Source organism: Klenkia marina, from assembly GCF_900101025.1.
Lineage (GTDB): Bacteria > Actinomycetota > Actinomycetes > Mycobacteriales > Geodermatophilaceae > Klenkia > Klenkia marina.
Map to the genome: position 1 here is coordinate 19950 of NZ_FMUH01000003.1, position 13154 is coordinate 33103.

The following is a 13154-nucleotide window of genomic DNA, read 5'->3' on the forward strand; positions in this document are numbered from 1 at the left end:
GCGGGGAAGATGTCCCGGTGGCATGGCAGCGGTACGTGGCGATCGGCGACTCCTTCACCGAGGGCGTGGGTGACCCTGCCCCCGACGGCTCGCTCGTCGGCTGGGCCGACCGGCTGGCCACCCACCTGTCCGCCGCGCAGGGCGAGGTCGAGTACGCCAACCTCGCGGTCCGGGGGCGGCTGCTGGGCCAGGTCGTCGACGAGCAGGTGCCGGCCGCCCTCGCGCTGGCGCCGGACCTGGTGAGCATCGTGGCCGGCGGCAACGACCTGCTGCGCCCCGGTGCTGACCCCGACGCGCTGGCCGCGGTGATGGAGGACGCGGTGCTGCGGCTGCGGGCGGCCGGGGCCGACGTCCTGCTGGCCACCGGGGTGGACCCGCGGGCGACGCCGATCATCGGCCGCACCCGTGGCCGGTCGGCCACCTACAACGCCCACCTGTGGTCGATCGCGGCCCGGCACGGCGCCTACGTGCTCGACCAGTGGGGCGCCGCGTGGGTGCAGGACGCCCGCATGTGGGACGTCGACCGCCTGCACCTGGCACCCGAGGGGCACCGGCGCACCGCGCTCGCCGCGGCCGCCGTCCTCGGGCTGGACGTCGAGCCGGGCTGGTCGACCCCGCTGGACCCCGCGCCCGAGCTGCCCCGTCGCGAGCGGCTCGCCGGCGAGCTGGCCTGGGTGCGCTCGTTCGTGGTGCCGTGGGTCGGCCGCCGGGTGCGCGGCCGCTCCTCCGGGGACGGCCGGACGGCGAAGCGTCCGGTGCCGACCCCGGCCTGACGTCAGGCGGGGGCCGCCACCGCGGGCTCGGCCGGGAGCGGGGCGGGCCGGCCGAAGGCGTAGCCCTGGGCCATCGTGCAGCCGTGCTCGCGCAGCCAGGTGGCCTGCTCGGCGTCCTCGATGCCCTCGGCGATGACCTCCAGGCCCATGCCCTGGCCCAGCTGCAGCAGCCCCTGCACGAGGGCGGCGGTGGAGGGCTCGGTGACGACGTCGGCCACGAAGCTGCGGTCGATCTTCACCGTGTGGATGGGCAGGCGGTGCAGCGCGGTGATGGCCGAGTAGCCGGTGCCGAAGTCGTCCAGCGCCAGGGTGACGCCGGTGGCCGTGACCTCCGAGACCGAGCGCAGCGTGGCCTCGGCGGCGAACAGCGCGGTCGACTCGGTGATCTCCAGCTCCAGGCGGCCGGACTCCAGCCCCGACTCCTCGAGCGCGGCCGCGACCAGCTCGGAGAAGCCGGGCTCGGCCAGGTGGCGCGCGGAGATGTTCACGTGCACGCGCAGCCCCGGGTCCCAGCCGGCCGCGTCGGAGCAGGCCTGGCGCAGCACCCACGCACCCAGCTTGGAGGTCAGCCGGTTGTTCTCGGCCGCCTCCAGGAAGGCGCCGGGTGGTAGCAGCCCGCGGGTGGGGTGCTGCCAGCGGATGAGCGCCTCGTAGCCCAGCAGCGTCTCGTCCGACAGCGCCACGATCGGTTGGTAGAACAGCCGCAGCTCACCGGCGTCCACCGCGTGCCGCAGGTCGCTCTCCAGCTGCAGCTGGTCGACGTCCCCGTCGCTGAGCGCCTCGTCGTGCACCTCGATGCGGCCGCGTCCGCCGCCTGCCTTGGCGCGGATGAGGGCGCCGTGGGCCTGCTTGAGCAGCGCGTCGGGGGCGGCGTCCAGGCCCAGGGTCAGGCCCATGCTGGCCGAGAGCACGATCTCGCGGTCGTTGACGTGGAACGGGTCGTCGAGCACCCGCATGAGGCGGTCGGCCAGCGTGCGCAGGCCGTCGATGTCGACGACCTCCTCGGCCAGCACGAGGAACTCGTCGGCGCCCAGCCGCACGGCGGTGTCCTCGACCCGGGTCGACCAGCGCAGCCGGTCGGCGACCTGGCACAGCAACTGGTCGCCGGCCTCGTGGCCGAGTGAGTCGTTGACCGCCTTGAACCGGTCGAGGTCCAGGTAGACCAGGCCGACGGGGCTGTCGCGGCGGCGCGAGACGTTGAGCGCGTGCTGCAGCCGGTCGGTGAGCGAGCGGCGGTTGGGCAGCCCGGTCAGCGGGTCGGTCAGCGCCCGGCGCACGAGGTCCTCCTCGGCGCGCCGGCGGTCGGTCACGTCGACCAGGCTGAGGACGACGAAGTGCGGGTCGCCGTTGGTGCGGTGCACCAGCTCACGGGCCTGCTGCACCCACAGCGTGGTGCCGTCGGCGCGCTGCAGCCGGCGCTCGCCCAGCACCTCCAGGTGCGGGTCCAGCGGGGTGGCGCCGGGGACCGCGGTGCCGAGCTGGTCCTCGACGGGGGTGTCGTCGGGGTGGGCGAGCAGGTCGACGTGCCGGCCGATCAGCTCCTCGGCGGTGCGGCCGGTGAGTGTGCACAGGGCCGGGTTGACGACCAGCAGGCGACCGTCGGTGCCCACGACGGCCTTGCCGATCGGGGCCGACAGGAACAGCGCACGGAACAGCTGGCCGCGGTCGGCCAGCAGCGTGTCCACCGCCCGGGGCCCGCTGGGTTCACCGGGGACGCCCGGCGGGGTCGGCGGGACGGAGACGCTCACTCGCACACTGTCGCCCATGAGAGGCGCCGCATCGCGCAATTCCGGTGGGTGCGTCGCGCCCGCGTCGGCAGGTTCCGTCACATCGTGGGGATCCTGTTGTCAGGTGCGCCCATCGAGGTTCGTGGGACGGGTGTGGTCGGAGTCGCACTGCGCCGGCGGAATCGACCGCGGCCCCCGACCGCTGCGCCCTGCATGGATCTGTTCTCGCCCGTGCAGCTCGGTGACCTCGAGCTCGCCAACCGTGTCGTCATGGCCCCGCTGACCCGTACCCGCTCCGGTGACTCCGGTGTCCCCGGGGACCTCGTCGTCGAGCACTACGCGCAGCGTGCCGGACTCGGCCTGATCGTCACCGAGGGCACCTACCCCAGCCACGAGTCCCGCTCCTACCCCGGCCAGCCCGGCATCGTCACCGACGAGCAGGCGTCCGGTTGGGCGCGCGTCGCCGAGGCCGTGCACGCCCGCGGCGGCCGGATCGTCATGCAGGTGATGAACGGCGGCCGGGTCTCCCACCCCGCGATCACCGGCACCGACCGCATCGTGGCGCCGTCGGCGATCGCCGTCCCCGGCGAGGTGCGCACGCCGCAGGGCAAGCTGCCCTACCCGGTGCCGCACGCGCTGACCACCGAGGAGGCCGTCGCGGTCAAGGCCGAGTTCGTGGCCGCCGCCCGCCGCGCGGTCGACGCCGGCCTCGACGGCGTCGAGGTGCACGGGGCCAACGGCTACCTGCTGCACGAGTTCCTCGGCGCGGACTCCAACACCCGCACCGACGTCTACGGCGGCAGCCCCGAGTCCCGCGCCCGGTTCGTGGCCGAGGTCGTCACCGAGGTCGCCGCGGAGATCGGCGCCGGCCGGGTGGGCCTGCGCATCTCGCCGCAGCACGGTGTGCAGGGCGTGGTCGAGCCCGATGCCGACGACGTCGCCGCCACCTACGCCTCGCTCGTCGACGCCATCGCCCCGCTGGGCCTGGCCTACCTGTCGGTGCTGCACAAGGAGCCCGCCGGCGAGCTGGTGCAGGACCTCCGCCGCCGCTTCGGCGGCAAGTTCATGATCAACACAGGGTTCGCGGAGCCCACCGAGCGCGACGAGGCGATCAGCTACGTCGCCGACGAGCTGGCCGACGTCGTGGCCGTGGGCCGTGCGGTCATCGCCAACCCCGACCTCGTCGAGCGATGGGTCGGTGGCCACCCGGAGAACGCGCCGGACCCCTCGACCTTCTACGGCGACGGAGCGAAGGGCTACACCGACTACCCGACGCTCGCCCAGGTCTGACCTGCCGCCCCCGGGGCCCGATCGCACACGGTGCGGTCGGGCCCCGGTGCTGTACGGGAACACGTGCAGATGGTTGAGTGTTCAATTGGTCGATCGAGGAGGTCACACCATGGACAAGAAGATCGGTTTCCTGAGCTTCGGGAACTGGAACCCCGGCCGGGGCTCGCAGGTGCGCACGGGTCGTGACGCGCTGGTGCAGAGCGTCGAGCTGGCCGTTGCCGCCGAGGAGCTGGGCCTGGACGGCGCGTACTTCCGGGTGCACCACTTCGCGCCCCAGCTGGCCGCCCCCTTCCCGCTGCTCGCCGCCGTCGCCGCCCGCACCTCGCGGATCGAGATCGGCACCGGGGTCATCGACATGCGGTACGAGAACCCGCTGTACATGGCCGAGGAGGCCGCGATCACCGACCTGCTCGCCGATGCCCGGCTGCAGCTCGGGATCAGCCGGGGATCACCGGAGACCGCGCTGCGCGGCGCGACCGCCTTCGGGTACGAGTTCGACGACGACGGCGGCGACCTGGCCCGGGCGCACACCGAGCTGTTCCGGGCCGCGATCGCCGGCGCCGGGGTGGCCGAGGCGGACCCGCGGATGACCGGCGGGGTCCGGGGCGCCCTCGGCATCCAGCCGCAGTCGCCGGGCCTGGCCGACCGCATCTGGTGGGGTTCGGGCACCCGCGGCACCGCCGAGTGGACCGGCCGGCAGGGCATGAACCTCATGAGCTCGACCCTGCTCACCGAGGACACCGGCATCCCGTTCGACGAGCTGCAGGCCGAGCAGATCGAGCGCTACCGCGCCGCGTTCGCCGACGCCGGCCACGGGCGCGAGCCGCGGGTGTCGGTCAGCCGCAGCGTCATGCCGGTGACCACCGACGAGGACCGCATGTACTTCGGCGACCGGTCGGGGGAGGACCAGGTCGGCATCCTCGACGGCATGCGGTCGCGGTTCGGCAAGACCTATGCCGGCCCGCCGGACCAGCTGGCCGAGGAGCTGGCCAAGGACGCCGCCGTGCGCGAGGCCGACACCCTGCTGCTGACGGTGCCGAACATGCTGGGCGTCGCCTACAACACCCGGCTGCTGGAGACCGTCGTCCGCGAGGTCGCCCCGGCGATCGGCTGGACCCCGAAGAACTGAGCCCGACGCCGACGGCCCCGCACCCCACCGGGGGTGCGGGGCCGTCGTGCGTTCAGGACTGCTCGCGGATGCCGAACTGCAGGCGGCCCTCGTCGTCGGCGGCGGCGTCGAGGGTCTTGTCGGCGAGCACGGCGGCGGCCTGGTCGTCGAGGAACACCCGGGCGCCGTGGCCCTCGGTGCCGGTCGCCTCGACGACCTGGTCGGTGGCCTCGGGGCCGCCGGTGATGGCCAGCTCCAGCGCGGGGCCGGTGGGGTCGTCGCTGATGCGCAGACCGGCGTCGGCAGGCGCCTGGGCGCCCTCGACCAGGGTGCGGATGGCGGTGGCGGCGTTCTCGGTCAGGGTGAGCACGGAGAAGTCCTCTCGTCGTCCGGTGGTCGTGCGGGAAGCCGTCGACCATGCCAGACGCCGCCCGCGCGGGGGGCCGGCGGGGGAGGGGTGAGCGCGCCCGGCAGGAATCGAACCTGCGACCAAGGGATTAGAAGGCCCCTGCTCTATCCGCTGAGCTACGGGCGCCCGGCGGCGCCGATCATCCCATCCGCCCTACACGCTGCGGGCGTGCCGTGCTGGCCGTCGTCCACATCCGGGGTGCCCGTCCACAGATCGCGGCCGACGCCGCCACCGGGGCCTGCGGGCGACGACGGTGACCGGTGTCCGGCGACGACCGCCGGCCCATCCCCTGGAGGAGCATCGTGAGCAGCAACCAGATCACCGTCGTCGGCAACGTCGTCGACTCGCCCGTCCGTCGCCGCGCCGGCAGCGGCGAGGTGACCAAGTTCCGCATGGCGTCCACCGACCGCTGGTTCGACAGCGGGTCGGGGCAGTGGGTCGACGGCGACACGTTCTACGTCGACGTCGACTGCTGGAACACCCTGGGCGCCCACGTCTCCGGCTGCGTGGTCAAGGGCGACCCCGTGGTCGTCGTCGGCCGCATCGCCACCTCGGAGTACGAGGTCGACGGCGCCAAGCGCAGCAGGCCGGTCATCCGGGCCGCGCAGGTCGGCCACGACCTCAGCCGGGGCTCGGCGGTCTTCAAGCGCACGCCCCGGGCCGTCGTGGCCGGCGCCGAGGGAGCGCCCGCGGAGTCCGCGGACCCCGCCGACGTCCCCGCCGACGCGACCGAGGAGCAGCTGGCGTCCGCGGGCGCCCCGTTCTGATCGACCGCCGGGGCCGGGGGCGTCGTCCCCGGTCCCGGCACCGACGGGGTTGCCGGGGGCTGGGAGACTGGACGACGGCGTGCCGCGTCGACCCCGCCGGGTCGCCCGCGCCGACTCCGACCAGCACGAACCCATCACGACGGAAGGCTCCCGTGGCCCAGTACATCTACTCCATGGTGCGTGCCCGCAAGGCGCACGGCGACAAGGTCATCCTCGACGACGTCACGCTGGCGTTCCTGCCCGGCGCCAAGATCGGCGTCGTCGGCCCCAACGGCGCCGGCAAGTCCACGGTCCTCAAGATCATGGCCGGGCTCGAGCACGCCTCCAACGGCGACACCGTGCTGGCCCCCGACGCCACCGTCGGCATGCTCCAGCAGGAGCCGCCGCTCAACGAGGACCTCGACGTGCGCGGCAACGTCGAGGAGGCCGTGAAGGACCTCCGCGCGGCGCTGACCCGCTTCGAGGAGGTCAGCGCGGCGATGGGCGAGCCCGACGCCGACTTCGACGCGCTGCTGACCGAGCAGGGCGAGCTCATGGAGGTCATCGAGAACGGTGACGGCTGGGAGCTCGACAACCGCATCGAGCAGGCCATGGACGCGCTGCGCTGCCCGCCCGGCGACGCCGACGTGAAGGTGCTCTCCGGTGGTGAGCGCCGCCGCGTGGCGCTGTGCAAGCTGCTGCTCGAGGCGCCGGACCTGCTGCTGCTCGACGAGCCCACCAACCACCTGGACGCCGAGTCGGTGGCCTGGCTCGAGGCGCACCTGGAGAAGTACGCCGGCACCGTCGTCGCCGTGACCCACGACCGGTACTTCCTGGACAACGTGGCGCAGTGGATCCTGGAGCTCGACCGCGGCCGGGCCTACCCCTACGAGGGCAACTACTCCACCTACCTGGAGACCAAGGCCAACCGGCTCAAGGTCGAGGGGGCCAAGGACGCCAAGCGCGCCAAGCGCCTGAAGGACGAGCTGGAGTGGGTGCGCTCGGGCGCCAAGGCCCGCCAGGCCAAGAGCAAGGCCCGGCTGGCCCGCTACGAGGAGATGGCCGCGGAGGCCGACAAGTTCCGCAAGCTCGACTTCGAGGAGATCCAGATCCCGCCGGGCCCGCGGCTGGGCAGCGTGGTCATCGAGACCGACAAGCTGGTCAAGGGCTTCGGCGACCGCATCCTCATCGACGGCCTGAGCTTCTCGCTGCCGCGCAACGGCATCGTCGGCATCGTCGGCCCCAACGGCGTCGGCAAGACCACGCTGTTCAAGATGCTGGTCGACCAGGAGACCCCCGACGCCGGCGACATCAAGGTCGGCGAGACCGTGAAGATCGCCTACGTCGAGCAGAACCGCAGCGGCATCGACCCGAACAAGAGCCTGTGGGAGGTCGTCTCCGACGGCCTGGACCACATCAAGGTCGGCAACGTCGAGATGCCCTCGCGCGCCTACGTGTCGGCGTTCGGGTTCAAGGGCCCCGACCAGCAGAAGAAGGCCGGGGTGCTCTCCGGCGGTGAGCGCAACCGGCTGAACCTGGCGCTGACCCTGAAGCAGGGCGGCAACCTGCTGCTGCTCGACGAGCCCACCAACGACCTCGACACCGAGACGCTCACCAGCCTCGAGAGCGCGCTGCTGGAGTTCCCCGGCTGCGCCGTGGTGGTCAGCCACGACCGCTGGTTCCTCGACCGGGTGGCCACGCACATCCTGGCCTACGAGGGCGACTCGAAGTGGTTCTGGTTCGAGGGCAACTTCGAGGACTACGAGAAGAACAAGATCGAGCGGCTGGGCGCCGACGCGGCCCGCCCGCACCGGGCGACCTACCGCAAGCTCACCCGCGACTGAACCGCGCCGGGTGACACCTGGCTGAGGTTCCCGAGCCCCGAGGACCACAGCCAGGTGTCACCCCGCGGGGAACCGCCGCACGAAGCGCTGCTGCGACCAGGTCTCGACGGCGCGCGGGCGGTAGCGGGCACGCACCCACGCGACGGCCTTGTCGGACGGCACGCCGTCCAGCACCGCCAGGCAGGCCAGTGCCGTCCCCGTGCGGCCGGTGCCGCCCCAGCAGGCGAGCTCGACCCGCTCGTCGGCGCACCGCTCCAGCACCTCGCCCAGCTCCCGGCGCAGCTGCGCCGGGTCGCCCGGCAGCCGGAAGTCCGACCAGCGCACCCAGTGCTCCGCCCACCCGACGGGCTCGGGGCGGCGGCCCAGCAGGTACACCCCGAGCTGGGGGAGCGGCCCGGGCGGCAGCGGCGCACGGCGTCCCCGACCGCGCACCAGCCGGCCCGAGGGCAGCGTCACGATCCCGAGGTCGCCCGTGCTCCAGGTCACCGGACCACCGTAGGGCCGACCCGGTACGGCAAGGTGTGCTCCCGTGAGGTTCTCGGTGCAGGTGCCCATGCGCTGGGCGGACATGGACGCCTACCAGCACATCAACAACGTGGCGTTCCTCGGCTACTTCGAGTCCGCCCGCGTCGCGCTGTTCTTCGACCAGCCCACCCACGACGCGGAGACCGGCATGCGCCGCGGGCTGGTCGTGCACTCCCACGAGATCCAGTACCGGCGGCCGGTGGTCTACGACGCCGAGCCGCTCACCGTGCAGATCTGGGTGTCCACCGTCCGCGCCGCTGCGCTCACCTGCCACTACGAGCTCTTCGACCACGGCGTGCTGGCGGTCACCGGCAGCACCGTGCTCGTGCCCTTCGACTTCGCGCTGCAGCGCCCCCGACGCATCACCCCGGAGGAGAAGACCTGGCTGCAGCAGTGGCTGGACGAACCGGCGCAGGGGTGACCCCACCCGTCGACGTGCTGGCCGCCGGCGACCCGGTGGCGGCCGTGCTCGCCGCGCACCGGGACGGCCGCCGCATCGCCGTCCGGACGTCGGGCACCACCTCGCGGCCCCGGGCGGTCGTGCGCAGCACCGCGTCGTGGTGGGACTCCTTCCCGGCGGTCACCGAGCTCAGCGGCGTCGACGCCGGCGCGCGGCTCTGGCTGCCCGGCCCGCTGCACTCCTCCATGAACCTGTTCGCGGCGGTGCACGCCCACGTCGTCGGTGCCCATCTCGTCGCCGACCCCGCCGCGGCCACCCACGGCTGCCTCACCCCGGCCGCGCTGGCCGCCGTCCTCGCCGACGGCACCCCGGTGCGCGGCCTGCGGCTGGTCGTCGCCGGCGACCGGCTGCCCCGCGCGCTCGCCGACCGGGCGGTCGCCGCCGGGGCGCGGGTCGAGCACTACTACGGCGCCGCCGAGCTCTCCTTCCTCGCCTGGGGCAGTGCGGACGACGACCTGCGCCCGTTCCCCGACGTCCGGCTGCAGGTGCGCGACGGCGTCGTGTGGGCGCGGTCGCCGTACTTGTCCGAGGGCTACGTCGAGGACCCCGGCCACCCCGACGACGGGGCCGCCGTCCCCGGGGGAGCCGGCGCACCGTTCGCCGTCGACCGCGGGGGGTGGGCCACGGTGGGCGACCGGGGTGTGCTGACCGATGAGGGGCACCTGGCCGTCGTCGGCCGGGGGGACCTCGCCGTGCTGACCGGCGGCGCCACGGTGCTCGTGGCCGACGTCGAGGCGGTGCTGCGGGCCGCGGGTGCCGGCGACTCCGTGGTGGTCGGCCTGCCGCACCCGCGGCTGGGTCAGCTCGTCGCCGCGGTCGGCACCGACGCGGCAGCCCTCGCCGCTGCCCGCGCCACCGGACTGCCCGAGCTCTCGACCGCCCAGCGCCCGCGGCGGTGGTTCCACCTCGACCGCTGGCCGGTCACCGCCACGGGCAAGGTCGACCGCTCCGCCGTGGCGACCAGTGCCGCCGAGGGCCGCCTCACCCGCCTGACCGGAGCCGTTCGGTGACGCTCACGGCCCAGGTCGGCGCTGGAGTGGTCGGGGGCCGTCGCACGACGCAGAGGGCCCGGTCCGACGCCGGAGCGGGCGCCAGCCGTCACCGGACGCCCATGGCCCGGTCCCGGGCTGCGGTGGGCACGAGCCGTCACCCGGTGCCCGTGGGCGGGACGGAGTGGCGGCCGTGAGCGACGCGCCGGTCGTCGTCGCGGCGCTGCGCTCGGCCATCGGGACGGCGGGGCACGCGCTCGCCGCCGTCCCCGCCGCCGAGCTGGCCGCACCCGTGCTCGCCGCGGTGGCGGCCGCCGTCCCCGTGGTCCCGGCCGAGGTGCTGCTGGGCAACTGCACCGGGCCCGGCGGCGACCTCGCGCGGGTCGCTGCGCTGACCGCCGGCCTGCCGGTGGAGGTACCGGCCCTGACGGTCGACCGGCAGTGCGCCAGCGGGCTCGCGGCCGTGGCGCTGGCCGCCCGGGCAGTGCGCACCGAGCCCGGTCTCGTGCTGGCCGGTGGGGTGGAGTCGGCGTCCACGTCGACCCGGCCCGGTCGCGCCCCGTTCGCCCCGGCTGCGCTGGGGGACCCCGACATGGGCCCCGCCGCCGACGCCCTGGCGGCCCGGTTCGGCGTCACGCGGGCCCAGCAGGACGCCTACGCCGCCCGCTCGCACGCCCGGGCCGCCGCTGCCCAGCAGGCCGGCCGGTTCGACGCCGAGGTCGTCCCGGTCGCCGGGGTGGCACGCGACGAGCGGCCCCGGCCCGGCCTCACCGAACAGCGGCTGGCCCGGCTGCGCCCGGCATGGGGCGGCACCGGCACGGCCGGGAACGCGTGCGGCGTCAACGACGGCGCGGCAGTCGTGGCCGTCGTCGACGCGGCCACCCACGCCACCCTCGGCGTCCCCGGGCTGCGGGTGCTCGCCACGGCCACCACCGGCTCCGACCCCGCCCTGCCCGGGCTCTCGCTGGTGCCGGCCGCCCGGCTCGCCCTGCAGCGCGCCGGTCTGGGGCTGGCCGACCTCGACGTCGTCGAGCTGAACGAGGCCTTCGCCGGGCAGGTGCTGGCCTGCTGCCGGGCGCTGGAGCTGGACCCCGAGCGGGTGTGCCCGGAGGGCGGGGCGCTGGCGCTGGGCCACCCGTGGGGTGCGTCGGGTGCGGTGCTCGTCGTCCGCCTGTTCAGCCAGCTCGTGCGCGCCGGCCGTGGCCGCTACGGGCTGGCGGCGATCGCCGCGGGCGGCGGCCAGGGCGTGGCCGTCGTGGTGGAGGCCGTGCGCTGAGGCGCGGGGTGGCTCAGGCCGTGTCGGCGCCGCGGGCGTCCAGCGCCTCGCCGACCGTGTGCGCCAGCTGCAGCACCGAGACCAGCAGCGGGACCACGAGCAGCACCAGCGCCCGCGGACCGCGCACCCGGCCGCCCCGCGCGGCCTGCGCCTCGCGGATGCGGTCGGCCCGCTCGGCCACCAGCGGGATGAACCGCAGCGCCATGGCCACCGCCAGACCGATGCGGGCCGGCCGCACCCCGACCAGCCGCAGCGGCGCGCAGACCTTCTCCACCACGGCCACCAGTGCCGTCACCCGGGTGGTCGCGGTGACCACTGCGGCGGCGAGCACGAGCGCCAGCAGCCGGACGCCGGTCGTGACCCCGGTCAGCACGTCGGTGGCCACGGCGTGGAAGGCCACGATGGCCACCACCCACACCGCCACGGCCCGCGCCTGCCGCACCAGCACCGCCGCCGGCAACCGCCCGGCCAGCAGCCCCAGGAGCACGACCCCGGCCAGCGCCCCGGCGGCCACCGGCAAGGTCGGGACGGTGAACACCACGGCGCCCAGGACGACGAGGACCAGCAGCTTCACCCCCGCCGGCGTCCGGTGCAGGAGGCTGGCCCGCGGGACGTACAGCGCGAGCATCACCGGTCGGCCATCAGTGCCCGGTAGGCGGCCACGGCGGGCGCCGGGCGGTCGTCGGCCACCACCCGGCCGCCGTCCACCACGAGCACGCGGTCGAAGCCGGCCAGCAGGTCCAGGTGGTGGGTGACCACCACGACCGACTGGTCGAGCCCGGCGACCAGCTCGGCGATGCGCCGGGTGTTGACCAGGTCGAGCAGCGTGGTGGGTTCGTCGAGCACGATGCGCGCCGGGCGCATCACCAGCACCCCGGCGACGGCCAGCAACTGCTTCTGCCCGCCCGAGAGCAGGTGGGCCGGGTGGTCGGCGTGCTCGGCCAGCCCGTAGCGGGCCAGCACCTCGGCCACGCGCTCGGCACGCTCGTCGGCCGGCACGCCCTGGTTCTCCAGCCCGTAGCCGACGTCCTCGGCGACCGTGGGGTGGACGATCTGCGCGTCGGGGTCCTGGAAGACGAAGCCGACCCGGCGGCGCACCTCGCGGGCGTGCGTGGCGGTGTCCAGGCCGTCGACCAGCACCCGCCCCGAGGTGGGCACGACGAGGCCGTTCAGCAGCCGCGCGAAGGTCGACTTGCCCGAGCCGTTGGCCCCGACCACGCCGACGCGGTGCTCGGTCAGCTGCAGGTCGACGTCGCGCAGCACGGTGCGCTCGCCGTAGACGTGGCCGACGCCGCGCAGCTCGATGCCCTGCGTCGGGTCGGGCTCGGGGGCCGGCGCCGACGCGCGCCGGCGCCTCACGGTCGGGTGGCCTCCTGCCGGGGCCGTTCGATGACCGGGTAGGCCCTGCGCACCGCGACGGCCAGCACCGCCGCGATGACCGCCTTGACCAGGTCCCCGGGCACGAACACCAGCGACCCGGTGGCCGCGGCGGACAGCGGGGCGTCGGAGTACAGGCTGATAAACGGGATGCCGACCGCGTAGACCACGCCGATGCCGCCGACCACCGTGGCGACCAGCGCGGTCACCAGGTTCAGCCGCCGCCAGAGGAGCTCGACCAGCAGACCGGTGACCAGGGCGCCGAGCGGCCAGGAGTACAGGAACCCGGCACTGGGGCCGACGAAGACCGACAGGCCGCCGCGGCCCCCGGCCAGCACCGGCAGACCCACCGCGACCAGCACCAGGAACAGCAGCAGGGCGAGGAAGCCGCGCTTGGCGCCGAGCACGGCGCCGGCCAGCATGACGCCCAGCGTCTGCGCCGTGATCGGCACGGGCAGCGCCGAGACCGGGATGGCGGGCAGCAGCCCCAGCACCGCGGTCAGGGCGGCGAACAGCGCCACGTAGGCGAGGTCGCGGGTCTTCATGGGTCCTCCGGTCAGCGCGGGGGTGTCGACCGCGGAAGGTAGCCGGTGGTCGGTGGTGCGCGATCCACCGGGCTGACCTGGGGGT

Annotated in this window: 14 protein-coding genes and 1 tRNA gene; 8 read left to right on the top strand and 7 right to left on the bottom strand. The window is 74.7% G+C overall.

What is annotated here, in order from left to right:
- Positions 1–17: 17 nt before the first annotated feature.
- The gene (locus BLP29_RS09695) at positions 18–773 is read left to right on the top strand and encodes an SGNH/GDSL hydrolase family protein (RefSeq protein ID WP_243469836.1); all 756 of its coding nucleotides are present in this window, start codon (positions 18–20) and stop codon (positions 771–773) included.
- A 2-nt stretch (positions 774–775) separates the two neighbouring features.
- Here the strand turns inward: BLP29_RS09695 and BLP29_RS09700 are convergent, their stop codons facing one another.
- On the bottom strand, positions 776–2521 hold the full coding sequence (locus BLP29_RS09700; RefSeq protein ID WP_243469837.1) for a putative bifunctional diguanylate cyclase/phosphodiesterase: 1746 nt from the start codon (positions 2519–2521) through the stop codon (positions 776–778).
- Between the two features lie 192 nt (positions 2522–2713).
- On the opposite strand from BLP29_RS09700, the gene BLP29_RS09705 reads away from it, so the two are divergent.
- Both BLP29_RS09705 and BLP29_RS09710 read left to right on the top strand, forming a co-directional pair.
- Positions 2714–3790 (top strand): alkene reductase, encoded by a 1077-nt coding sequence (locus BLP29_RS09705; protein WP_092803410.1) that lies wholly within the window; start codon positions 2714–2716, stop codon positions 3788–3790.
- A 109-nt stretch (positions 3791–3899) separates the two neighbouring features.
- Positions 3900–4919 carry an LLM class flavin-dependent oxidoreductase gene (locus BLP29_RS09710; protein ID WP_092803413.1) on the top strand — a complete coding sequence of 340 codons (1020 nt, stop codon included), beginning with the start codon at positions 3900–3902 and terminating at the stop codon, positions 4917–4919.
- 52 nt (positions 4920–4971) lie between these two features.
- Here the strand turns inward: BLP29_RS09710 and BLP29_RS09715 are convergent, their stop codons facing one another.
- Together BLP29_RS09715 and BLP29_RS09720 are read right to left on the bottom strand one after the other, a co-directional pair.
- On the bottom strand, positions 4972–5268 hold the full coding sequence (locus BLP29_RS09715) for a Fe-S cluster assembly protein HesB (protein WP_092803416.1): 297 nt from the start codon (positions 5266–5268) through the stop codon (positions 4972–4974).
- A 92-nt stretch (positions 5269–5360) separates the two neighbouring features.
- Positions 5361–5433, bottom strand: a tRNA-Arg gene (locus tag BLP29_RS09720).
- Positions 5434–5609: 176 nt separating this feature from the next.
- Between BLP29_RS09720 and BLP29_RS09725 the strand changes: the two genes are divergently transcribed.
- Positions 5610–6074 carry a single-stranded DNA-binding protein gene (locus BLP29_RS09725; protein WP_165839345.1) on the top strand — a complete coding sequence of 155 codons (465 nt, stop codon included), beginning with the start codon at positions 5610–5612 and terminating at the stop codon, positions 6072–6074.
- A gap of 152 nt (positions 6075–6226) precedes the next feature.
- Positions 6227–7897, top strand: a complete 1671-nt coding sequence (gene ettA, locus BLP29_RS09730; protein WP_092803422.1) for an energy-dependent translational throttle protein EttA — start codon at positions 6227–6229, stop codon at positions 7895–7897.
- A gap of 57 nt (positions 7898–7954) precedes the next feature.
- On the opposite strand, the gene BLP29_RS09735 is transcribed toward ettA, so the two are convergent.
- The gene (locus tag BLP29_RS09735; protein WP_092803425.1) at positions 7955–8383 is read right to left on the bottom strand and encodes a protein-tyrosine phosphatase family protein; all 429 of its coding nucleotides are present in this window, start codon (positions 8381–8383) and stop codon (positions 7955–7957) included.
- 43 nt (positions 8384–8426) lie between these two features.
- Between BLP29_RS09735 and BLP29_RS09740 the strand changes: the two genes are divergently transcribed.
- From BLP29_RS09740 to BLP29_RS09750, 3 genes are all read left to right on the top strand, one after another.
- Positions 8427–8843 carry an acyl-CoA thioesterase gene (locus BLP29_RS09740; protein WP_092803428.1) on the top strand — a complete coding sequence of 139 codons (417 nt, stop codon included), beginning with the start codon at positions 8427–8429 and terminating at the stop codon, positions 8841–8843.
- Complete coding sequence (locus BLP29_RS09745) at positions 8840–9892, top strand: AMP-binding protein (protein ID WP_165839346.1); 1053 nt, start codon at positions 8840–8842, stop codon at positions 9890–9892. Before BLP29_RS09740 ends, BLP29_RS09745 begins: the two co-directional genes overlap by 4 nt.
- A 172-nt stretch (positions 9893–10064) precedes the next feature.
- The gene (locus BLP29_RS09750; protein ID WP_092804747.1) at positions 10065–11147 is read left to right on the top strand and encodes a thiolase family protein; all 1083 of its coding nucleotides are present in this window, start codon (positions 10065–10067) and stop codon (positions 11145–11147) included.
- A 13-nt stretch (positions 11148–11160) separates the two neighbouring features.
- On the opposite strand, the gene BLP29_RS09755 is transcribed toward BLP29_RS09750, so the two are convergent.
- From BLP29_RS09755 to BLP29_RS09765, 3 genes are read right to left on the bottom strand one after another with little or no spacing between them, the layout of a single operon-like run.
- Positions 11161–11775, bottom strand: a complete 615-nt coding sequence (locus BLP29_RS09755) for an energy-coupling factor transporter transmembrane component T (RefSeq protein ID WP_243469911.1) — start codon at positions 11773–11775, stop codon at positions 11161–11163.
- On the bottom strand, positions 11775–12506 hold the full coding sequence (locus BLP29_RS09760) for an energy-coupling factor ABC transporter ATP-binding protein (RefSeq protein ID WP_207798415.1): 732 nt from the start codon (positions 12504–12506) through the stop codon (positions 11775–11777). The genes BLP29_RS09755 and BLP29_RS09760 overlap by 1 nt, the downstream gene beginning before the upstream one ends.
- A complete protein-coding gene (locus tag BLP29_RS09765; protein ID WP_092803434.1) occupies positions 12503–13069 on the bottom strand; it encodes a biotin transporter BioY in 567 nt (188 codons plus the stop codon). The genes BLP29_RS09760 and BLP29_RS09765 overlap by 4 nt, the downstream gene beginning before the upstream one ends.
- Positions 13070–13154 lie beyond the last annotated feature (85 nt).